Source organism: Janthinobacterium sp. SUN176 (genome assembly GCF_030587335.1).
Classification (GTDB): Bacteria; Pseudomonadota; Gammaproteobacteria; order Burkholderiales; family Burkholderiaceae_D; genus Janthinobacterium; species Janthinobacterium kumbetense.
Genome location: NZ_JAPWIA010000001.1, coordinates 1,944,828 through 1,966,662, shown reverse-complemented (window position 1 = coordinate 1,966,662; position 21,835 = coordinate 1,944,828). Strand labels below are relative to the sequence as shown.

Sequence of the window (21,835 nt, the reverse complement as noted above, 5' to 3'; positions counted from 1 at the left end):
CGTGCGTGGCATGGCGTCATGCCGGCGTGCTTTGCGCAAACGCAAACAGCGCGTCGAGCACGGCGTCCGGTTGTTCGGCCATCAATTCGTGCCCGCTGTCGACCTGCACCACGGTGCCATGCGCGATGCTTGAAGTTAGCAAGCGGGTCGATTTGGGCGGCGTCATCATGTCGCGCGCGCCGAAAATGAATAAAGTGGGGCAGTGTACCGAAGCGGCGGCGATTTCGCCGTTCGCGTAGGCATTGCAGGCGAAAAAATCCGTGTGAAACACGTGATCGGGGTTGAGGGCGGCGATGCGCTGCTTCAGGCGCCGCGCGCCGCCCATGGCATAAAAGCCCGGGCCGGGAAACGACGGCTTTTGCGCGATCGACGAGTGCGACCAGATATTGACCATGTCGATGGCCGCCTGTTCATCGCTCAGCGACGTTTCCAGCAGCGCGGGCGAGACCTTCATCGGGTAGGTGGACCCCAGCATGGCCAGGTGGCTGATACGCCCGGGCGCCAGGAATGCCGCTTCCAGCGCGATCAATGAACCCATGCTGTGGCCGGCCAGCATGGCCCTGGGCGCGCCGGCCGCGTCCAGCACGGCCAGGATCCAGCGGGCCAGGTCGGCCACATTGTCCCTGGCCTTGCCCCCGCTGCGGCCGTGTCCCGGCAAGTCGACGGCCAGCACGTTCCAGCCGTGGTGGGCAAAGTAGCGCGTCTGCAGGGCCCACACGGAATGGTCGTTCTGCGCGCCGTGGATGAAGACGGCCGTCGGTTGATTCGGGTCAAAAGCTTTGCCGCCCATGTAGCAGTAGGCGGTGGTATTGTCGATGGTGAACAGCATCTCAGGCGCCTTTCTGCGACAGTTTCAGGCCACGGGCCAGGTCTTCGATCAAATCGTCCGCGTCTTCCAGCCCCACCGATAAACGCATGGTGCCCTGTGTGATGCCCGCCTGCGCCAGCTGATCGTCGGGCACGCGGAAATGCGTGGTGGAAGCGGGGTGGATGACGAGCGACTTGGCGTCGCCCACGTTGGCCAGGTGCGAAAAGATCTTCAGGCTGTCGACAAAGCGCTGGCCGGCCGCGCGGTCGCCGCGCAGACGGAAGGTGAACACGCCGCCCGCGCCTTTCGGCAGCAGGGTTTTCGCCAGTTCGTAATCGGGATGCGACGGCAGCTCGGGGTAGGACACGGATTCCACGGCCGGATTGGCCAGCAGGAAGTCGATGATCTTGCGCGTGTTGGCCACGTGGCGGTCCATGCGCAAACCCAGGGTTTCGATGCCTTGCAGGATGGCGAAGGCATTGTGCGGGCTCATGACGGCGCCGAAATCGCGCAAGCCTTCGCGCCGCGCGCGCAGGGCGAACGGCGCCACCGTCGATTCCTCGGCGAAGACCATGCCGTGGAAACCGTCATACGGTTCGCACAGTTCGGCGAAACGCCCCGTCTTGTCGTACGCCGCCTGCCAGTCGAAGGTGCCGCCATCGACGAGCAAGCCGCCGATGGCCGTGCCATGGCCGCACAGGAACTTGGTGGCCGAGTGGAATACCAGGTCGGCGCCATGCTCGAAGGGCCGCAGCAGATACGGCGTGGTGAAGGTCGAATCGAGCATCAGCGGCAGGTGGTGCTCGTGCGCCAGGGCGGCAATCCGGGGGATGTCGAGCACGTCGAGGCCGGGATTGCCCAGGGTTTCGGCGAACAGTACCTTGGTATTCGGGCGGATGGCGGCGCGCCAGGCGTCCACGTCGCGCGGGTCGACGAACGTCGTGGTTATGCCGAAGCGTTTCAAGGTGTAGGCCAGCAGGTTCTGCGAGCCGCCGTACAGGGCGCGCGACGCGACGATGTGCGATCCCGCGCCCGCGATGGTGCATAAACCCAGGTGCATGGCGGCCTGGCCGCTGGCCGTGGCGATGCCGGCCACGCCCCCTTCAAGGGCGGCGATGCGCTCTTCCAGCACGGCGTTGGTGGGGTTCGAGATGCGCGAGTACACGTGGCCGGCCCGCTCCATATTGAACAGCGAAGCCGCATGCTCCGAACTCTTGAAGGCAAACGAGGACGTGAAATGGATGGGCGTGGCGCGCGCGCCCGTGGCCGGGTCGGGCGCCGCGCCCGCATGCAGGGATAAAGTGTCGAAACCGGGGTATTTCGGGCCGCTCATGGTGTCTCCGCCAAGTTTTATAGTGGCAAGATCGTAACCTGATTTGCATCTGAGCAAAAGGGCTCGTGTGCAGGGCGCATGGCGCCGTGCTGGCGGGGGGTGTGTGTAACCTGCAGTGTAAAAAAAGTGACCGCTGCGGTGCGGCGGTGGTAGGATACCGGATCAGCGATATTCGGGCTGTTTGACTTGTGCGCGTGCGCCGCGCCGCAGGGAAGGCTGCTACGTGCCAGCGAAATCCTGGGCTTCAGGCGAACTCTCATCGCATGTCCACCAGGAAAGATTTTATGCCCGCAATATCGTTCGACGGCGCCCTTGCCGTACCCGGACCTTCTATCGTCGACGGCCTGTGCCACGCAGGCTGGCTCATGCAAGAGCATTTTATCTCCCCTGAACTGAGCCGCCAGCTGGCCGCCGAATGCGTGCAATCCATGCTCAGCGGCAAGATGAAGGGCGCCGGCGTGGGCAGCGGCCATGCGCCGCTGCTGCAGCCGGACATCCGCGGCGACCATATCGAATGGCTGGAAACGGGCCGCTCAACCGCTTGCGACCGTTACCTGGAACACATGGAAGCGCTGCGCTGCATGCTCAACCGCGAGCTGTTCCTGGGGCTGGACGAGTACGAAAGCCACTTCGCCCTGTACGCGCCGGGCGCCTTTTACCGGGCCCATCTGGACCGTTTCCGCGACGACGACAAGCGCACGGTGTCCGTCGTGCTGTACCTCAACGACGATTGGCTGCCGGAGCACGGCGGCGCGCTGCGCCTGCACCCGCAGGGCGGCGAGCACATCGATATCGCGCCGCAGGCGGGCCGCATGGCGATGTTCATGTCGGGCGAGATGCTGCACGAAGTGTTGCCGACGGCGCGCGAGCGCCTGTCGATAGCAGGGTGGTTCCGCCGTAGAGCATGAAAAAAACTACTGCGCGTCGCGGGGCACGGCCGGCGATGCTCACGGTACTCGCGTACCGCTGCGCTTCTCGGTCGCGCCGCGCATCCGCTCGCTACGTTTTTCTTGCCCGGCAATCCCCTTCGATTTGATTGCGCGCAAGGCTGGATTTTTCCGCAGGCATAGGCTACAGTCGCAGTAAGGGCTAGAATAACTAAAATACCAATCACGCGGACAGGACGGCCAATATGAAAGTATCTGAAATTCTCCAAGTCAAGGGCAATATCCTCTACACGGTCACGCCTGACCAGCCCCTGCTTGACGCGGCCAATACCATGGCTGAAAAGGACATCGGTTCGCTGGTGGTCATGGAGTTTGGCGACCTGGTCGGCATGCTGACCTTCCGCGAAGTGTTGAACGCGCTGCATGAAAACGCGGGCCAGATCGGCGGCGGCACCGTGCGCAAGCACATGGATGACCACCCGATTACCGTCACGCCCGATACGGAAGTCAATGAAGTGCGCCGCATCATGCTGGAAAAGCATGCGCGCTACCTGCCCGTCATGAATGCCAAGACCTTGCTGGGCGTCATTTCTTTCTACGACGTGGCGCGCGCCGTGCTCGAAGCGCAAAGCTTTGAAAACCAGATGCTCAAGGCCTATATCCGCGACTGGCCGGCCGAAACCACCGACTAAGCTTCACTCATGCAGTAAAAACAACGCCGGCAACTGCCGGCGTTTTGCATTGTCTATCCAGGGTGGCGCCTATGCGGCGCCCTGCAGCGCTTCATTGTTCAGCCAGCTGCCCAGCGCCGTGGCCGTCATGGGGCGGGCGAACAGGAAACCTTGCGCCATGGGGCAGCCCAGCGCCTGCAGGATCTGCGCCTGGCGTTCGTCTTCCACGCCTTCCGCGATCACGGCCAGGCCCAGGTTGCGGCCCAGCTGGATGACCATTTCGGCGATGCTGCTGCCGCGCGCGGAACCCGTGATTTCCGTCACGAAGGCGCGGTCGATCTTCAGGCGGTCCACTTGCAGGCGCTGCAAATAGGATAGGGAGGAAAAACCCGTGCCGAAGTCGTCGATGGCGATGCTCACGCCCGTTTGCTTGATCTGCCACAACATTTTGATCAATAAATCGGGCTCTTCCATGGCCATCGATTCCGTGATTTCCAGTTCGATGAACTCGGGCGGCGCCTGCGTCTCTTCCAGCGCGGCGCGCAGCATTTCCAGGAACAGGGGGTGGCGGAACTGCACTTGCGACACGTTGACGGACATGACGAAGTTGCGGTGGCCCTGCTCGCGCAGCAGCACCAGTTCGCGGCATGCCGTGCGCAGCACCCATTCGCCCAGGTCGATGATGATGCCGGAATACTCGGCAATGGGAATAAATCGGTCGGGCGAGATGAATTTGCCGTCCGGCGTCTGCCAGCGCAGCAGCGCTTCGGCGCCCACGGGGCGGCGCGTGGTCAGGTCGATCTGCGGCTGGTAGACGACAAACAGCTGGCCCTGGCTGAAAGCCGTGCGCAGCGCATGCATCATGCGCACCCGTTCGCGGATTTCGATGCCCATGCTGCGCGAGAAATAGAAATGCCCGGCGCGCTGCTGGCTTTTCGCCCGTTTCAGGGCGATATCGGCATCTTTCAGCGCATCGGCGCCCGTGCCCGCATGTTCGCCCAGCCGCACCAGGCCCAGGGTGGCGGACAATTGCACGTCCTGGCCATCGATGCTGAACGGCGCCTGGAACAGGGCCAGGATCTTGGTCGGATTGACTTGCGACGAGTCGCCCAGCACGCAAAAGATGTCGCCGCCCAGGCGCGCCACGGTCAGCTGCGGGCCCAGCTGGGTTTGCAGGCGTCCCGCCACGGCCACGAGCAGCATGTCGCCGAACTGGTGGCCCAGCGCGTCGTTGGTCTCGGCAAAATGGTCGAGGTCCACCAGCGACAGGGTGGCGTCGTCGCGCGCGGGACCGGCCAGGGTGGCGTCGAGGATTTCCACCAGGCGCGTGCGGTTGGGCAGCTTCGACAACTGGTCGTAGAAGGCGGCATTGTGCAGGTGCGACACCAGTTCGACGTTGTCGAGACCCACGGCGACGTTGCTGCAGAATACTTCCAGCAGGCTTTCATCGATGGCCGAGAGGGGACGCGGCAGCACCAGGTAGGCGGCCGCGTCGCGGCTGGCCTTGCCCGCGAAGTACAGGGTGGCGTAGTCGTGCGCATACACATTGCGCCGCTGCGCCAGCGTGTGCTCGACGGCGGCCATCACGCGCGGATTTTGCAGGCCGCACAGGGCGCTGTGCGGCAAGCTGGAAAAGCTGCCCGTGCAGGCCGAGACGAGCAATTCCCGCGCACCGTTGTCCTGCAAGTCCTGCACGCACAGCACGCCGTCGGCGCGGATGCCCAGCAGGTCGGCGATCTGCGCCAGCACGCCGGCCGAGAAGTTTTGCACGCCGTGCAGCGCCATCAGCTGCGTGCTGGCGTGGACGATGCGGTCCAGGCCGCGCCGGCTGCTGCTGATCGAACGGATCTGCTCGTACGAGCGGATGGCTGCCGTCACCGTGGTAAACAGCTTGATGCGCGTCAATTCGGACTTGGTCTTGTAGTCGTTGATGTCGAAATCGCGGATGGCGTCGATTTCCGGCGCATAGCCGGGCTGGCCCGTGCGCAGGATGATGCGCACATCCGTCATCTTGAGGGTTTCGCGGATATAGCGCACCAGATGCAGGCCCGCGTCATCCTGTTCCATCACCACGTCGAGCAGGATGACGGCGATGTCGTCTTCATGCTTGAGCAGTTCGCGCGCCTGGCCGGCCGAATACGCATGCACGAATTCCAGCGGGCGGTGCTGCATTTCCAGGTTGCCCAGGGCGAAAGTGGTGGTGGAGTGGACGTCTTCATCGTCGTCGATGATCATCACCCGCCAGACGCTGCGCGGTGCGACGGCCAGCGGCGCCGCTGGTTGCTCATCGAGGAATACCAGGTCGTCGTGATCGTCCTTGTTGGCGTCAAGGGGGATGATCGGTGCGGGCATGTATAGCTTCTCCAAGATGACTCAGTACGGAATGTGAGCACATCAGAAATGCCCATGGCGTTGTTGCACTGCCTCGCCGTACTCGCGTACTGTCTTCGGCAGTGCGCCTAGCCCTGGGCATTTCTGAAGCGCTCTGGACGCATCGAAAAAACAGCACTCCATATAGCCGAGGCTTGAGTATTTTCTGATGATCGTTCATCCAAGTATATAGCTATTTAATAAGCAAAATGTTTTTTTAAGTCTATTCTGTGGGGCAATATTTCTTGTATTGCACGATTGCAACTCTTATTTGGTATTTTTTACATGAAAAAATACGCGGGATTTTAAAATGGCGAGACGGGCGGGGGAATATCCGGTCCTGGTGGGGCATTAGCGGCATGGCATGCCCCGCAGGCTGGTAGAATTGAGTTTTCCAGTCCTCACACTTCCTACTATGTCCGGCAATTCTTTTGGCAAGCTGTTTACTGTTACCACTTTCGGCGAATCGCATGGCCCAGCCATCGGCTGCGTGATCGATGGTTGTCCTCCGGGATTGATCCTGTCGGAAGCCGATATCCAGCCTGAGCTGGACCGCCGCAAGCCCGGCACCTCGCGCCACGTGACGCAGCGCCAGGAATCGGATACGGTGGAAATCCTCTCCGGCGTGTACCAGGGAGTGACCACGGGCACGCCGATTGCCCTGCTGATCCGCAATGAAGACCAGCGCAGCAAGGATTACGGCAATATCGCGGAAAGCTTCCGCCCCGGCCACGCCGACTACACCTACTGGCACAAGTATGGCGTGCGCGATCCGCGCGGCGGCGGACGCTCGTCGGCGCGCCTGACGGCGCCCGTCGTGGGCGCGGCGGCGATCGCCAAGAAATGGCTGCTGCAGCAGTACGGCACCACGTTCAAGGGCTGCATGAGCCAGCTGGGCGACATTCCCGTGCCGTTCCAGTCGTGGGAGCACGTGCATGCGAACCCGTTCTTTGCCGCCAGCGGCGACGCGGACCTGATCGCGCGCATGGAAGAGGCCATGGACCAGTTGCGCCGCGACGGCGACTCCATCGGCGCGCGCATCGACGTGATCGCGCAAAACGTGCCGGTGGGCCTGGGCCAGCCCATCTACGACAAGCTGGATGCCGACATCGCCTACGCCATGATGGGCATCAATGCCGTCAAGGGCGTGGAAATCGGCGCCGGTTTCGATTCGGTGGCGCAAAAGGGTTCCGAGCATGGCGACGAACTGACGCCGGAAGGCTTTATCGGCAATAACGCCGGCGGCGTCCTGGGCGGCATTTCGACGGGGCAGGATGTCAAAGTGTCGATCGCCATCAAGCCGACGTCGTCGATCCGTACGCCGCGCCGTTCGATCGACAAAGAGGGCAATCCCGTGATGGTGGAAACGTTCGGCCGCCACGACCCGTGCGTGGGCATCCGCGCCACGCCGATCGCCGAAGCCATGCTGGCGCTGGTGCTGATCGACCACGCCCTGATGCACCGCGCGCAGTGCGGCGATGTCAGCGTGAATACGCCGAAGTTGAAGTAAGCTGAATGTTGTCGGATAACGGGTCTGCGGCCCTGATCCGACCTGCGACCTTGATGGTCGTTTTCTCGTTTAACAACGACACTTGCGACACCTGACAAAACCGTAGCGAGCGGAAGGGAGAGGTGGCTAAGAAGCGCAACCGTACTCTAGCACGGTGAGCATCGCAGGCCGCCTATGCCGACGCGCAGTAGGTTTGGTCAGGTGTACTCATGCCACCTTATTTGCCACCAATTCCAATTGGTGGCGCATCTCCACCGACTGCACCAGCAACGCCCGGATATCGTTGATCAGGTTGAACTCCGTCTGGTTCAACTGGATCGGCGGGAAGCTGTCGTCCCAGTCGCCGTATAAAAATCCCGTGGGGTGGCCGTTGGCCGACAGGGGCAGCACGACGAAGCTGCGCGCTTCCGACAGCGTCGCTTTCCACCATTGCGGCAGCTTGGCGGCAAATTTCGGGTCGCGCGCGTTGTCGATGAAGATCACGCGGTCGCTGTTGAGGGCCGCGTGGAAGACGTTCGGCTCATATGCGTCGCCAAACACCATCAGGTCCTGCAAGTCGGCCATGCCTTCGCCCATGCTGATGCGCGCCGAATACAGATGGTCCCTGTGGTTGCGCACGAACGCCACCGAGCGCGAAAAATCGAAGCCCTGGTGCAGCGTTTCGAGCGCCATCGAGACCATCTGGCCCGGGCTGGCGCTGCCGATGGCGCCGCGCAGGTCGGCCAGGCCGCCGATCAGCACGCGGTTGCCTTCGGCGCGCATGCGCGTCGACGCCAGCTGGCGCGCGCGCCGTTCCGCCGGTTTCGACAGGGGCGCGATCGACAGGTCTGCCGCCGCCATCGCCTTGGCCTTGTCCACGGCCACCACCAGGTCGGTTGCGGCGATGCCCAGGGTGCCCGCATAATCGTCGATCAGCGCGTGCACCTGCGCCGCGCCGGCCGCATCGTCATGCCACAGCGAGTCGGCGCAGCGCGCCGCCATCGTCGACAGACCCGCCATCCAGTCGGCGCCGCTGACGGGCGCATTGTCCGGCGACGGATCCATCGGACGCATGCCGTTGATCAGGTGTTGCGGCAAGCCCCAGTGGGCGGCCGTGGCATAGCCCACCTCCGGCAGCGACAGGCCAAGGATTTCGCGCGCGGCGGCCGCCTCGTTGCCAGGACCCGCATGCGCCTGCATGCGTGCCCAGAAGTCCGTCATGTAGAACGTCACCATCATGCGGCCCAGGGTGTGCAGCATCGAGCAGACGACGGCTTGCTCCGCCTGCAGGCTGCCGGCGCTGGTGGCCACCTGCTGCGCCACCATCCCGGCCAGCACGGCCTTTTCCATTTCCACGTGGGCGCTGACGGAATCGGGCGACGCCTGCGACAGTTCCTCGATCAGTTTCAGTCCCAGCGCCAGGTGGCCGATGGCGTCGATGCCCAGCACCAGCACGGCCTTCGAGACCGTGTTGACGCGCTGGCCGAAGGCGGAATACATGCCGCTGTTGGCCAGCCGCAGCACCTTGTGCGTGAGGACAGGGTCGGACAGCACCGTTTGCGTGATGTCGAATTCGTGGTCATCCTCGCCGCGCATGGCGCCGAGGATGGCGCTGATGGCCTTCGCGAAGCCGGGCATGTCGCCCTGCTGGCGCGTGCGCGCCCACAGCAGGTCCAGGGTGTTTTTGCCGAGCTGTGTCGGCGCCGTGAAATGACCTGGATTCATTGCACCCCTCCGCGCGGTTCATTGGCAGACGGCGCAGGCACCAGCGCCGCATAGGTTTTGTCGCTCAAGGCCGATAGCGCGGCGTGGGCCGGCATCGGTTTGCCCGTCAGGTAGCCTTGCACATACTGGCAGCCGCGCGATTCCATGAAGTGCATCTGCTCTTCGGTTTCCACGCCCTCGGCCACCACGGACAGGTTCAAATGCTTGGCCAGGTCGAGAATGGTGTTGCAGATGGCCGCATCCTTGCTCGATTCGGGCAAGTCCTTGATGAAGGTGCGGTCGATCTTCAGCACGGAAATGGGGAAGCGCTTCAGATACGCGAGCGAGGAATAGCCGGTGCCGAAATCGTCGATGGCGATGCGCGCGCGGCGCTCCGTCATCTTGACGAGGATGGTTTCTGCATGCACGGGGTCGATCATCAGGGTGCCTTCCGTAATTTCCAGCACCAGGTGTTCGCCGGACAGCCCTGAAAACGCGATGGCGTCGTCGAGGATGTCGAGGAATTTGTCGTTGCGGAACTGGCGCGGGCTGATGTTGACGGAGATGTACAACGGTCGTTTGGCCACTTCCTGGAACTGCTTGAGCTGTACGCAGGCCGCCTTCAGCGCCCAGGCGCCCAGCAGGTTGATCAGCCCATTGGCTTCGGCAATCGGAATGAAGCGCACGGGCGGCACCAGGCCCAGGGTCGGGTGCTTCCAGCGCATCAGGGTTTCGAAACCCTGGATCTGCCGCGTGTGCGCATCGACGATGGGCTGGTAAAAGAGTAAAAACTCGCCTTCGCGCACGGCGTGGAACATGGCCGCTTCCAGCGAAATATCGTGTTCCGACGGGCCGTTCAGGCGCGGGCTGTAGACCAGGCAGCGGGCCTTGCCCGTTTCCTTGGCGCGCGACATGGCAGCATCGGCCAGCGCCACCAGGCGCACTTCATCTTCCGCATGCAGCGGATAGATCGATACGCCGACCGAGGCGCCCACGTAGATCGTGTGGCCATCGACTTCGAACGGCGCCTGCAGGGTCGCCAGCAGGCGGCCCGTCACCAGCTTGATCTGCGCGTCCGTGGCGCTGCCGGGCAGCACGGCAACGAATTCGTCGCCGCCCACGCGCGCCAGGGTGTCGCTGTCGCGCAGCGTCTTGCGCAGGCGCGCCGCCGCCAGGCGCAGCACGGCGTCGCCGACGGGGTGGCCCAGGCCATCGTTGACCTTTTTAAAGCCATCGAGACCGATCGTGGCGACGGAAAACCCCTGGCCCGAACGGGCGGCCTGGGCGATCACCATGCGGATGCGGTCCGACAGCAGCAAACGGTTCGGCAAGCCCGTGAGCGCATCGTGCGTGGCCATGTGGCGCAGCCGTTCTTCCGTATTGTGCTGGGCCGACGTGTCGCGCCCGACCACCAGCAATTCGGCCACGCCGGCCGCGTTCATATATGAAGACAGGCGCAGCTCGAACCAGATTTCCTGGTCCGGCGTCTGCAGCCGCACTTCCAGGCGGCCCGGTTCTTCCAGGGCGTCTTCCAGCGCCGCCTGCAGCGCCGCGCGCGACGCTTCGGCGGCCAGCGGCAGCAGCAAATGGCCGGACAGGCCCGCAGGTGCGCCAAACAGGGTGGCCGCGCGCTTGCTGGCGAACAGGATCAGGCCGTCCGTATCGAGCCGGAACACGACGTCGCCTGCCTCTTCCATGAGGTTGTCCAACTCGTGGCGAGCCTCGCGGTGGGCGGCGGATGGGGTACTGGAAAACATCGTGCTGGCTTTTACCTTTTTGTTATCAGTGCCGGCGCTCGCTGCAGGGCAGGGCGCCAACGGAAAGAATGCATCGTGCGTGACGCGTGCCATAGTGGCCGGAAGGCGGCTATCGGAACGCGATCCACACGAAATGTATCATTGAAAAGCACCCGATTACATGAAATAGAGCAACATTGCTTCAGGTTTTGTAAATATTCCTGCCTTCCATGAAAAAAATCATGCCGCGCGACACACGCAGGCATTTTCGTTCCACATGGAAACATTTATCTGCGCTTGCTTCCACTGGCGCGCTTGCCCCGTCATGCGCTTTGCGCTAGTCTGGCTGGCAGACGGTGTTGACGGTGCGCCAGCGACGGCAAGGGCGCCATGATAACAAATCGCGGGAGACCTCCATGAATGCCTTTGACACGCATGAAGTTTTCAACCAGGCCACGCCCTTTGAAAATGTCAATCTGTTCGCCTGCGACCCGGCGCTGATCGAAGCGCTGCTGCGCGAGGGCGGCGGCGCGGCGTTGCAGGAGCTCGACGCGCTGGGCGACAGGCTGGGGCGCGCCGAGACCTATGCGCTGGCGCGCCTGGCCAATATCCACACGCCCGAGCTGCAGCAGTTCGACCGGGCCGGGCGCCGCATCGACGAGGTGCTGTTCCATCCGGCCTGGCATGAGCTGATGGCCATCCTCGTGGGCGCCGGCGCGCACGCTTCGCCGTGGGCGTCGCCCGGTCCAGGCGCCCAGGTGGCGCGCGCGGCCGCCTATCTATTAGTGGGGCAGGTGGAAAACGGCACGCAATGCCCCGTGACGATGACGTATGCCTCGGTGCCGGCCTTGCGCCAGGCGCTTGATCTGCCGCAAATCGCGCAGCGCTGGCTGCCGAAAATCCTGTCGCGCGACTACGATCCCCGCTCGCTGCCCGTGGAGCAGAAGCGCGGCGCCCTGGTCGGCATGGGCATGACGGAAAAGCAGGGCGGTTCCGACGTGCGCAGCAACACCACGCGCGCTACGCAGGTGCCGCCGGCCGAGGCGCAAGCGCTGTTCGGCGACGAGGCCGCCGGCGCCTGGCGCATCGTCGGCCACAAGTGGTTTTTCTCGGCGCCGCAGTGCGACGCGCATCTGATCCTGGCGCAGGCGGACGAGGGCGGATTGTCGTGCTTTTTCCTGCCCCGCTACCTGCCCGACGGCAGCCGCAACGCCATCCGCGTGCAGCGCCTGAAGGATAAGCTGGGCAACCGCTCGAATGCCTCGTCGGAAGTGGAGTTCACGAATGCCTACGGCTGGCTCGTGGGACAGCCGGGGCGGGGCATCCCCACCATCCTGGAAATGGCCAGCCACACGCGCCTCGACTGCGTGCTGGGCAGCGCCGGCATCATGCGCGCCGCCTTGACGCAAGCGCTGCACCATGCGCGCCAGCGGGCCGTGTTCGGCAAGCCGCTGGCCGAACAGCCGCTGATGCAAAACGTGCTGGCCGACCTGGCGCTGGAATCGGAAGCCGCCACGGCGTTTGCGCTGCGCCTGGCCCGCTGTTTCGATGAAAAGGATGATGCAGGGCAAGCCATGCTGGCGCGCGTGCTCACGCCGGCCGGCAAGTACTGGATTTGCAAGCGGGGTCCCGGTTTCGGCTTCGAAGCGATGGAAGTGCTGGGCGGCACCGGTTATGTGGAAGAGGCGCCGCTGGCGCGTCTGTATCGCGAATTGCCCGTCAATTCGATCTGGGAAGGCTCGGGCAACGTCATGTGCCTCGACGTCTTGCGCGCCTTCGGCAAGTCGCCGGCCGCGCGCGACGCCCTGGCGGCCGAGCTGGCGCTGGCCGGTGATGAACACCCCGCCTTTGTCGCCTACCGCGCGCGGCTGCTGGCCGACCTGGACGGCCCGCAAACGGACGAATTTGGCGCCCGGCAATTATCCGAGCGCATCGTGCTGGCCGTGCAGGCGGGATTGCTGCTGCGCCATGCGCCGCCGTTCGTCGCGCAAGCGTTCCTGCAGTCGCGGCTGGTGCAGGCGCCGGGCGGGGCGTATGGGCGCTTGCCGGCGGGTACCGATTGCGCAGCCATCCTGGCGCGCGCGCTGCGCGAGTACTGAGTTTGCCTCGGCTTGGGTACGCAATTATTTCGAAAATTCCGGCCACAGGCGGGCTGGGGGCTGGGATAATGCTGCAATCCATCATTTTATCGATACACAGCGCGCTTGCGGCCCAGGCTTGCCGCCGCGCCAGCTAGCATAGAAAGAAAAACAATATGAAACAAGACCCGCGCTTCCCGAATTTGTTCATTACCGATCACCCTTTGATCCAGCACAAACTGAGCCACATGCGCGAGCACGACACGTCGACGCGCACCTTCCGTGAATTGCTCAAGGAAATCACCTTGCTGATGGGCTATGAAATCACGCGCGACCTGCCGCTGACGACGCGCGAAATCAAGACGCCGCTGGTGACCATCGACGCGCCCGTCATCGCCGGCAAGAAACTGGCCATCGTGCCCATCCTGCGCGCCGGCATCGGCATGAGCGATGGCTTGCTGAACCTGGTGCCATCGGCGCGCGTGGGCCACATCGGCGTGTACCGCGACCCGGCCACGCACATGCCCGTGGAATACCTGGTGCGCCTGCCGGACTTGAACGAGCGCACCTTCATCTTGTGCGACCCGATGGTGGCGACCGGCAATTCGGCCGTGTATGCCGTCGACGTGTTGAAAAAACGGGGCGTGACGGACGAACAGATCATTTTCCTGGCCCTGGTTGCCGCACCGGAAGGCGTGACCGTGTTCCAGAATGCGCATCCGAACGTCAAGATGTTCTGCGCCTCGCTCGATTCGCACCTCGACGACCACGCCTACATCGTGCCGGGCCTGGGCGACGCCGGCGACCGCATCTTCGGCACCAAGTAAACCGGTTCAGGCGAGTATTGCGATGGCAACCTTGATCGACCCGGATTTTCGCGCGCGTTTGCGCGCCCTGAATGAAAAATATGCGGCTGGCGTGCCGGCCCTGATGCAGGCGATCACGCTGGCAAGCGGCCGCTGCGACAGCGAAGGCCCCCGCCTGGAACCGCTGACGGAGCTGCACCGCGCGCTGCACGCGGTGGCCGGCTCGGCCGCCACCTTCGGTTTTGCCGCGCTGGGCCAGGAGTGCCGGCGCCTGGAACAGCTGGTGCGCGCCATGCTCAATGCCCCTGCGCAAGCGGTGGCGGATTGGCCTGGCGTGCGGGCGCAGGTGGTGGCGCTACTGGACTGGGCGGGACGCGACGCGGCGGCCACCCATTTCACCGCGTAGATGACCGCGCCATAGTCATGTGGTTGCAATGATTCATTTGATACAACGCAAAGCACCCGCGTCGCAGATTAGGATATAGTGTGTCCATGCCGCTGGTACAGGGCGCCGCAAGACGGGGATTTGGCTATTAAAGTAGTGTTCGCAAGTTTATTTTGCGAAAGAATGGTTTTTCTCAGTTTTGTTGGTATAATTGGGCATCGTTGGATTCGAGGTAGTAGTGCAGTTTGTCTGTCATTTCTTTCTTGCTTCAAACGATATAACGGGCGCAAGCCCAACTTAACTGAAATAGGAAATTGTAATGGCAACTGGCATCGTAAAATGGTTCAATGATTCGAAGGGTTTCGGCTTTATTACCCCTGACGAAGGCGGCGAAGATCTGTTCGCTCACTTCTCGGCTATCCAGTCGAACGGCTTCAAGTCCCTGCAAGAGAACCAACGCGTTTCTTTTGAAGTGACCGCTGGCCCTAAAGGCAAGCAAGCTTCGAACATTCAGCCAATCTAATACGCTGGATCAAACGAAATAAAGAAATCCTCGGTCTCCGAGGATTTTTTTTCGCCTGAATTTCCGTGAGGCATGGGTTTTGCGTGCGTTTGATGGGCTACGCGGCCTCTGCGCGGCTGTCTTTCGGCTACTTTGCCTCATTGTCGGCGGGAAGGCCTGCCTGGTCAGCGCAAGTCTCTAAGCCGAGCTCTGCGGTGTTCCCATTGATGTCACGAAGCGGGACAAAACCGACGCGTAGCAGGTTTGGTCCCGCGTCCTCAGATAGCCCGTTCGCGCCAGTAGTCTGGCTGTGAGTAGGAGTGCCTTAAAAAATCCACGAACGCCCGTATGCGCAGCGGCAAGTGGCGGCGCTGGGCGAATACGGCGTAGATATCGTTGCCCGGGGCGGCGAACTGGTCCAGCACCGTCACCAGCTGGCCCGAGGCGATCTCGGCACCCACTTCCCACATCGAGCGCCACGCCAGGCCCTTGCCGGCCAGCGCCCAGTCGTGCAGCACTTCGCCATCGTTGCAGACCATATTTCCTGCCACCTTTAAAATCACATTCTTGCCGTTTTCGCGGAAAGTCCAGCCCCGCTGGCTGCCTTCGCTGCTGATCGCCAGGCAATTGTGCTTCGCCAGGTCGGCCGGGATGCGCGGCGTGCCCGCCCGTTTCAAATAGGCGGGCGAGCCGACCAGTACGCGCTGGTTGTCCGCCAGTTTGGTGCTCACAAGCGAGGAATCGGACAGGCTGGCGATGCGGATGGCCACGTCGATGCCTTCGCCGATCAGGTCGACGAGGCGGTCGTTCAGGTTCAGCGACACCGTCACGTCGCGGTGCTCGGCGACAAACGAGGGGATCAGGGGCGCCACATGCTGGCGCCCGAAGCCGGCCGGCGCGGAAATGAGCAGGTGGCCGCTGGCCTTCACGCTGCGCTCGGCCACGGCCGCTTCCGCCTCTTCCAGTTCGCCCAGGATGCGCTGGCAATCTTCCAGGAAGGCGGCGCCTTCATTCGTCAAGGCCAGCTTGCGTGTCGTGCGCTGGAGCAATTTGACGCCCAGGCGCTGCTCCAGCGCATCGAGGCGCCGGCCTATCATGGCTGGCGCGATGCCTTCCGCGCGCGCGGCGGCCGATAGGCTGCCCTTGGCCACCACTTCCACGAAGGTTGATATTTGTCTGAACTGGCCCATGTTGTGCTCCCGTCATGCCATCACTTGTGATAAAAACGCATAGATGAAGTGATTTTTAATCTCGTTTCCATGCCTTATAGTGCAATACTATAGAACAAACGCGCCGCCCGGCAGAGTGTTTTTGCGCCTCTGTCCAGCTTGCCCGCGCAGTCGTTCGGCTTATACTTGGATCACCAGATTACCTTTGCTTATATTTACTAAAAACCGGAGAACTTCATGACGCAGAACACGATCGCACTTCCCGAAGGCATGCAAATCACGGGTGCCATTGCACCCGGCTACGAACAGATCCTGACTCCCGCGGCATTGGCGCTGGTGGCCAAGCTGACGCGCGCCTTCGAGCCGCGCCGTCAGGAATTGCTGGCCGTGCGCGTGGAGCGGGCCAAGCGCCTCGACGCGGGCGAGCGTCCTGATTTCTTGCCAGAAACCGCACACATCCGCGACGGCGACTGGAAGATCGCGCCGATCCCGAAGGCGCTGGAATGCCGCCGCGTGGAAATTACCGGACCCGTCGAGCGCAAGATGGTCATCAACGCCTTCAATTCCGGCGCGGACAGCTACATGACGGACTTCGAGGATTCGAACACGCCGAACTGGGATAACCAGCTGACGGGCCAGATCAATATGTTCGACGCCGTGCGCAAGACGATTTCGCTGGAGCAAAATGGCAAGTCCTACAAGCTGAACGACAAGATCGCGACGCTCGTCGTGCGTCCGCGCGGCTGGCACCTCGATGAAAAGCACGTGCTGGTCGACGGCAAGCGCATTTCCGGCGGTATTTTCGATTTCGCGCTGTTCATGTTCCATAATGCCAAGGAACAACTGGCGCGTGGCGCCGGCCCGTACTTCTACCTGCCGAAGATGGAATCGCACCTGGAAGCGCGCCTGTGGAACGACATTTTCGTCATGACGCAAAACGAATTGGGCTTGCCACAAGGCACGATCAAGGCGACCGTGCTGATCGAAACCATCCTGGCCGCCTTCGAGATGGATGAAATCCTGTACGAGCTGAAAGAGCACAGCTCGGGCTTGAACGCGGGCCGCTGGGATTACATCTTCTCGTGCATCAAGAAATTCAAGCTGGACAAGGACTTCTGCCTGGCCGACCGCGCCAAGGTTACGATGACGGCTCCCTTCATGCGCGCCTACGCCTTGCTGCTGCTGAAAACCTGTCATAAACGTGGCGCACCGGCCATCGGTGGCATGGCAGCCTTGATCCCGATCAAGAACGACCCGGAAAAGAATGACATCGCCATGGGCGGCGTGCGCAATGACAAGGCGCGCGATGCCACCGACGGCTACGACGGCGGCTGGGTGGCCCATCCGGGCCTGGTGGAACTGGCCATGGGCGAGTTCACGAAAGTGCTGGGCGACAAGCCGAACCAGATCGAGAAACAGCGTCCCGACATCGACGTGAAAGCGTCGGACTTGCTGAATTTCCAGCCGGAAGCGCCAATCACGGAAGCGGGCTTGCGCTACAACATCAACGTGGGTATCCATTACCTGGGCAGCTGGCTGGCCGGCAATGGTTGCGTGCCCATCCATAACCTGATGGAAGATGCCGCCACGGCCGAGATCAGCCGTTCGCAAGTGTGGCAATGGATTCGTTCGAGCAAGGGCGTGCTGGAAGATGGCCGCAAGGTGACGGCCGAGATGGTGCGCGCCATGATTCCGGAAGAGCTGGCCAAAGTGCAGCGCGATGCGCCGGGCGGCAATGGCCCGACCTATGTGCGCGCAGGACAAATCTTCGAGGAAATGTCGACGTCGGAATCGTTCGCCGAATTCCTGACCTTGCCGCTGTATGAAGAAATCTGATCCTGATCAACTAGATCGATAAAAAAATCCCGGCGATGCATACAAGCATCTGCCGGGATTTTTTAGGCTCTGTCATCGGCAAGTAGGGGAAATGCCGGAATCTTCCGTTGGCTGCGCTGTCTGACTCTGCATATTCACCACGCAGGGAGTAGATCATGCAGCCAGCCGACTGGATCAACTTTATCGCACAGTTTGCTTACCTGAACCGGCGCCAGCGCCAGGCAGGCATGGCCTTGCTGCGTGGTAACGCGCCACATGACGCGACCGTCGCGCTGCTGGAAAGCGTGGCGCAGCCGCGCTTGGCCTGTCCCGCCTGCCACTTGCATCAGCTGCACCGGCATGGCCATGCGCATGGCTTGCAGCGCTACCGTTGTGTGCCGTGCGGGCGCACTTTCAATGCCTTGACGGGCACGCCGCTGGCCCGCTTGCGTCACAAGGCCCTATGGATCGCCTATGCCGATTGCCTGCTCGATTCCAGGTCGGTACGTCAGGCCGCTCAGCAGCTGGGCTTGCACCGCAACACCACGTTTCGCTGGCGCCACCGTTTTCTCCGCGTCGCCAGGACGGATCGGCCGCATGGCCTGCATGGCATTGCCGAGGCAGACGAGTTATATGTGCTGGAATCGGAAAAGGGATCCAGGCAGATGACGCGTCCGGCCCGCCGCCGGGGCGGCCATGCCCGCCAGCGCGGCATTTCCGATGAGCAGGTCTGTATCCTGGTGGTGCGCGACCGCACAGGCCAGACCCTCGATTTCATCACGGGCAAAGGGGCGTTGACGAAGGCACAGCTGCACCGCTGTTTATTGCCCGTCATCGATAAGGATGTCCTGCTGGTAACGGATGGCCATGCCGCCTACCGGGCGTTTGCCAGGGAAGCGGGCATCAGCCACCAGGCCGTCAACTTGCGCGCAGGCATCCGTGTGCAGGGTGCCGCGCATGTGCAGAACGTCAATGCGTATCACAGCCGTCTGCGGGACTGGCTGCGGCCCTTTCGCGGCGTGGCAACGCGCTACCTGCCGAATTACCTGGGCTGGCGCTGGATACTCGACGCCAGGCGCATCCGCTCACCAGAAACGTTATTGAAAGCAACACTGGGAGCATTCCCACATTTGACGGTGACATAGCCATTTTTTATGGCGGAAGGGCGGACTTAAAAGCTGTTTTTCCACATCCGCAAGGCGGCGAACGCTTCCACGGGCGACGCATCGGTGGCCAGCTTGCCTTCCACCTTCAAGCTGGTCAGGATCGCCGGTTCGCGGTAGCGCAGGAAGGGATTCGTGGCCTTCTCCAGGGCAATGGTCGACGGCACGGTGGACAAGCCTTGCTGGCGCTTTTCCGTGTCGATGGCGATGCGTTCCTGCAAGGCCTGGTTGCCCGGTTCGACGGCGTTGGCGAAGCGCAGATTGGACAAGGTGTACTCATGCGCGCAAAATACCTCGGTATCGTCGGGCAAGGCGGCCAGCTTGCCCAGCGAGTCGGCCATCTGGCCCGGCGTGCCTTCGAACAGGCGGCCGCAGCCGCCCGCAAACAGGGTGTCGCCGGAGAACAGCCAGGGTGCGCCGCTGCGCTCGTCGCGCTGGCGCACGTAGGCGATATGGCCCTTCGTATGGCCGGGCACGTCGATGACGGTCAGTTGCAGGCCCAGCTCGGGCACGTGGGCGACATCGCCTTCGGCAAGCGGTTCCGTGATGGCTGTGATAGCCTCATTGCGCGGGCCGAAGACGGGGACGGCGAAATGCTGCAACAATTCAGGTACGCCGCCCGTGTGGTCGGCGTGGTGATGCGTGAGTAAAATGGCGGACAAGGTCAACTGATGGGCTTGCAGCGCATCGAGGATGGCCGTCGCATCGCCGGGGTCGACCACGGCGGCATGGCGGCCGTCATGGATCAGCCACAGGTAATTGTCGGCAAAGGCGGGCACGGCAAGTACCGATAAAGCGTGTTCAGGGGAGTGTGTCATGAGCAAAAGAGAAAACTGAATGGACAGTGTGGCATCCGAAAAATCCATTATAGCGCTTGACGGTTGGCTGCAGACACCGGCCGGTCTGTACGTGCGTGCCTGGGAGCAGCAATGCCTCGACAGCCTGACTGTCGATATCTTCGGTTTTAATGCCGTGCAGATCGGCTTGCCCCAGCTCGATGCGCTGGCGGCCAACCGCATGCCGAACAAATGGCTGCTCGATGCGCGCCTGCCGTCGCGTCCGCCGCAGGAAAGCCGCTTGACCCTCGTGTCGGCCTTCGACGAGTTGCCGTTCGACTCGCAAAGCCTGGACCTGGTGGTCTTGCCGCACGTCCTCGAATTTGCCGCCGAGCCGCACCAGGTCTTGCGCGAAGTCGAGCGCGTGCTGATTCCGGAAGGGCGCGTGATCGTGTGCGGCTTCAATCCGGCCAGCCTGTGGGGCATGCGCCAGGGACTGGGGCGGGTCACGGGCCGGCATTATTTGCCGCAGGCGGGCGAGCTGATCTCTATGCCGCGCATGAAAGACTGGTTAAAATTGCTGAACATGGGCGTGAGCCAAAGCCACTTTGGCTGCTACGCGCCTGCCTGCAGGACAGAAAAATGGCTGCGCCGCAACGCCTTCATGGACAAGGCCGGTGCGCGCTGGTGGCCATATCTGGGCGCAGTGTATATAGTGCAGGCGATCAAGCGCGTCAAAGGGATGCGTTTGATCGGTCCGGCTTGGACCAAAAAACCGGCGACGGCGCCCGCAGGCGCACCGGTCACGAATAAAAGGCGGGAACAGCAAGATGGATAAGGTTGAGATTTACGCCGATGGCGCATGCAAGGGCAATCCCGGCACGGGCGGCTGGGGCGCGCTGATGGTGGCCGATGGCGCCAAGAAAGAAATTTACGGCGGAGAATTGAATACGACGAATAACCGCATGGAATTGAAGGCCGTGATCGAAGCCTTGACGGCGCTCAAACGTCCCTGCCAGGTAGTGTTGTATACCGATAGCCAGTACGTGCAAAAGGGCATCAGCGAATGGATCCACGGCTGGAAAGCGCGCGGCTGGAAAACGGCCGCCAAGGCACCCGTGAAAAACGTCGACTTGTGGCAGGCGCTCGATACGGCCCAGGCCGTGCACGAGGTGGAATGGCGCTGGGTGCGCGGCCATAACGGCCATCCGGGCAATGAGCGGGCCGATCAGCTGGCCAACCTGGGTGTGGAAACCGTGCGCGCCTGAGAACTGAAATTTCCTGCCATGCAGCTGCGGGCAGGGCGTAACCGGAGGGCACAGGTTTGCTATACTGTGCCCTTCGCTTTTTGCTTTTAAGACTGAATCTGCCATGCGTCAAATTGTCCTCGATACTGAAACCACCGGCCTGAACCCGCGCACGGGCGACCGCATCCTGGAGATCGGGGCGGTCGAACTGAACAACCGCATGTTGACGGGGAATAATTTCCACCATTACATCAATCCCGAGCGCGATTCGGAAGAGGGCGCGCTGGCCGTCCACGGATTGACGACGGAATTCCTCAGCGACAAGCCGAAATTCGCGGAAATCGCCGACGAGTTTCGCGCCTACATCGCCGACGCCGAACTGATCATCCACAACGCCCCGTTCGATATCGGCTTCCTGAACGCGGAATTCAAGCGCCTGAACTTGCCGCCAGTCCACGAGCAAGTGCATGGCGTGATCGACACCCTGGTGCAGGCGAAGGAAATGCATCCGGGCAAGCGCAACTCGCTCGACGCCTTGTGCGATCGTTACGGCGTCTCGAACGCCCACCGCAAGCTGCACGGCGCGCTGCTTGACTCCGAATTGCTGGCTGACGTCTACCTGGCCATGACGCGCGGGCAAAACAGCCTCAGCATGGAAGAAGAGGTGGAAGTGGCCGCCGACGGCGCCGCCCTGGAAATCGTGCCCCTGGCCGCGGTCATCTTCCAGAGCGCCAGCGCCGACGAACTGGCCGCCCACGAAGCCACCATCGCCGGCCTCGACAAGGCCGCCAAAGGCCAGTGCATCTGGACCGCCGTCACGGCGCCGCCAGCGGTCGCGTGAGAAAGAAGCGGGGCACGATAAATTTCCTCTCGCTAGCCCTTGCAGATGCCGCAAC

General features: G+C 62.5%; 19 protein-coding genes. 12 read left to right on the top strand and 7 right to left on the bottom strand.

What is annotated here, in order from left to right; translation table 11 throughout:
- Positions 1–16 precede the first annotated feature (16 nt).
- Entirely contained in the window at positions 17–829 is an 813-nt protein-coding gene (locus O3299_RS08945) for an alpha/beta fold hydrolase (RefSeq protein ID WP_305062093.1), read from the bottom strand.
- A gap of 1 nt (position 830) precedes the next feature.
- Positions 831–2,141 carry an O-acetylhomoserine aminocarboxypropyltransferase gene (locus O3299_RS08940; RefSeq protein WP_305062092.1) on the bottom strand — a complete coding sequence of 437 codons (1,311 nt, stop codon included), beginning with the start codon at positions 2,139–2,141 and terminating at the stop codon, positions 831–833.
- A 284-nt stretch (positions 2,142–2,425) separates the two neighbouring features.
- Between O3299_RS08940 and O3299_RS08935 the strand changes: the two genes are divergently transcribed.
- Both O3299_RS08935 and O3299_RS08930 read left to right on the top strand, forming a co-directional pair.
- Positions 2,426–3,049: a 2OG-Fe(II) oxygenase gene (locus tag O3299_RS08935; protein ID WP_305062091.1), complete on the top strand. Its 624-nt coding sequence runs from the start codon at positions 2,426–2,428 to the stop codon at positions 3,047–3,049.
- Between the two features lie 224 nt (positions 3,050–3,273).
- Positions 3,274–3,720, top strand: a complete 447-nt coding sequence (locus tag O3299_RS08930) for a CBS domain-containing protein (RefSeq protein WP_010398828.1) — start codon at positions 3,274–3,276, stop codon at positions 3,718–3,720.
- A gap of 69 nt (positions 3,721–3,789) precedes the next feature.
- Here O3299_RS08930 and O3299_RS08925 read toward each other — a convergent pair whose 3' ends face one another.
- Complete coding sequence (locus O3299_RS08925) at positions 3,790–6,051, bottom strand: bifunctional diguanylate cyclase/phosphodiesterase (RefSeq protein WP_099667640.1); 2,262 nt, start codon at positions 6,049–6,051, stop codon at positions 3,790–3,792.
- A gap of 433 nt (positions 6,052–6,484) precedes the next feature.
- Between O3299_RS08925 and aroC the strand changes: the two genes are divergently transcribed.
- Positions 6,485–7,579 (top strand): chorismate synthase, encoded by a 1,095-nt coding sequence (gene aroC, locus O3299_RS08920; protein WP_034755562.1) that lies wholly within the window; start codon positions 6,485–6,487, stop codon positions 7,577–7,579.
- Between the two features lie 207 nt (positions 7,580–7,786).
- On the opposite strand, the gene O3299_RS08915 is transcribed toward aroC, so the two are convergent.
- Positions 7,787–9,283, bottom strand: a complete 1,497-nt coding sequence (locus tag O3299_RS08915; RefSeq protein WP_305062090.1) for an HDOD domain-containing protein — start codon at positions 9,281–9,283, stop codon at positions 7,787–7,789.
- The gene (locus tag O3299_RS08910) at positions 9,280–10,959 is read right to left on the bottom strand and encodes an EAL domain-containing protein (protein WP_251348432.1); all 1,680 of its coding nucleotides are present in this window, start codon (positions 10,957–10,959) and stop codon (positions 9,280–9,282) included. Before O3299_RS08910 ends, O3299_RS08915 begins: the two co-directional genes overlap by 4 nt.
- Positions 10,960–11,414: 455 nt before the next feature.
- Between O3299_RS08910 and O3299_RS08905 the strand changes: the two genes are divergently transcribed.
- The 4 genes from O3299_RS08905 (at position 11,415) to O3299_RS08890 (ending at position 14,790) form a co-directional block, all read left to right on the top strand.
- Positions 11,415–13,097, top strand: a complete 1,683-nt coding sequence (locus O3299_RS08905; RefSeq protein WP_305062089.1) for an isovaleryl-CoA dehydrogenase — start codon at positions 11,415–11,417, stop codon at positions 13,095–13,097.
- Positions 13,098–13,252: 155 nt separating this feature from the next.
- Positions 13,253–13,903 (top strand): uracil phosphoribosyltransferase, encoded by a 651-nt coding sequence (gene upp, locus O3299_RS08900; protein WP_010398816.1) that lies wholly within the window; start codon positions 13,253–13,255, stop codon positions 13,901–13,903.
- Between the two features lie 22 nt (positions 13,904–13,925).
- A complete protein-coding gene (locus tag O3299_RS08895; RefSeq protein ID WP_305062088.1) occupies positions 13,926–14,288 on the top strand; it encodes an Hpt domain-containing protein in 363 nt (120 codons plus the stop codon).
- Between the two features lie 298 nt (positions 14,289–14,586).
- Complete coding sequence (locus O3299_RS08890) at positions 14,587–14,790, top strand: cold-shock protein (RefSeq protein WP_010398811.1); 204 nt, start codon at positions 14,587–14,589, stop codon at positions 14,788–14,790.
- A 257-nt stretch (positions 14,791–15,047) separates the two neighbouring features.
- Here the strand turns inward: O3299_RS08890 and O3299_RS08885 are convergent, their stop codons facing one another.
- Positions 15,048–15,959 (bottom strand): LysR family transcriptional regulator, encoded by a 912-nt coding sequence (locus O3299_RS08885; protein ID WP_035819455.1) that lies wholly within the window; start codon positions 15,957–15,959, stop codon positions 15,048–15,050.
- A 216-nt stretch (positions 15,960–16,175) separates the two neighbouring features.
- Here O3299_RS08885 and aceB point away from each other — a divergent pair, with 216 nt between their 5' ends.
- Both aceB and O3299_RS08875 read left to right on the top strand, forming a co-directional pair.
- Entirely contained in the window at positions 16,176–17,774 is a 1,599-nt protein-coding gene (aceB, locus tag O3299_RS08880) for a malate synthase A (protein WP_289910360.1), read from the top strand.
- 155 nt (positions 17,775–17,929) lie between these two features.
- Positions 17,930–18,898 (top strand): IS1595 family transposase, encoded by a 969-nt coding sequence (locus O3299_RS08875; protein ID WP_305052216.1) that lies wholly within the window; start codon positions 17,930–17,932, stop codon positions 18,896–18,898.
- A 26-nt stretch (positions 18,899–18,924) separates the two neighbouring features.
- On the opposite strand, the gene gloB is transcribed toward O3299_RS08875, so the two are convergent.
- The gene (gene gloB / locus O3299_RS08870) at positions 18,925–19,734 is read right to left on the bottom strand and encodes a hydroxyacylglutathione hydrolase (RefSeq protein WP_099667646.1); all 810 of its coding nucleotides are present in this window, start codon (positions 19,732–19,734) and stop codon (positions 18,925–18,927) included.
- 19 nt (positions 19,735–19,753) lie between these two features.
- On the opposite strand from gloB, the gene O3299_RS08865 reads away from it, so the two are divergent.
- The 3 genes from O3299_RS08865 (at position 19,754) to dnaQ (ending at position 21,780) form a co-directional block, all read left to right on the top strand.
- The gene (locus tag O3299_RS08865) at positions 19,754–20,530 is read left to right on the top strand and encodes a class I SAM-dependent methyltransferase (RefSeq protein WP_289897638.1); all 777 of its coding nucleotides are present in this window, start codon (positions 19,754–19,756) and stop codon (positions 20,528–20,530) included.
- Positions 20,523–20,960: a ribonuclease HI gene (rnhA, locus tag O3299_RS08860; RefSeq protein WP_034784447.1), complete on the top strand. Its 438-nt coding sequence runs from the start codon at positions 20,523–20,525 to the stop codon at positions 20,958–20,960. Before O3299_RS08865 ends, rnhA begins: the two co-directional genes overlap by 8 nt.
- Positions 20,961–21,063: 103 nt before the next feature.
- Entirely contained in the window at positions 21,064–21,780 is a 717-nt protein-coding gene (gene dnaQ / locus O3299_RS08855; protein WP_305062087.1) for a DNA polymerase III subunit epsilon, read from the top strand.
- Positions 21,781–21,835 lie beyond the last annotated feature (55 nt).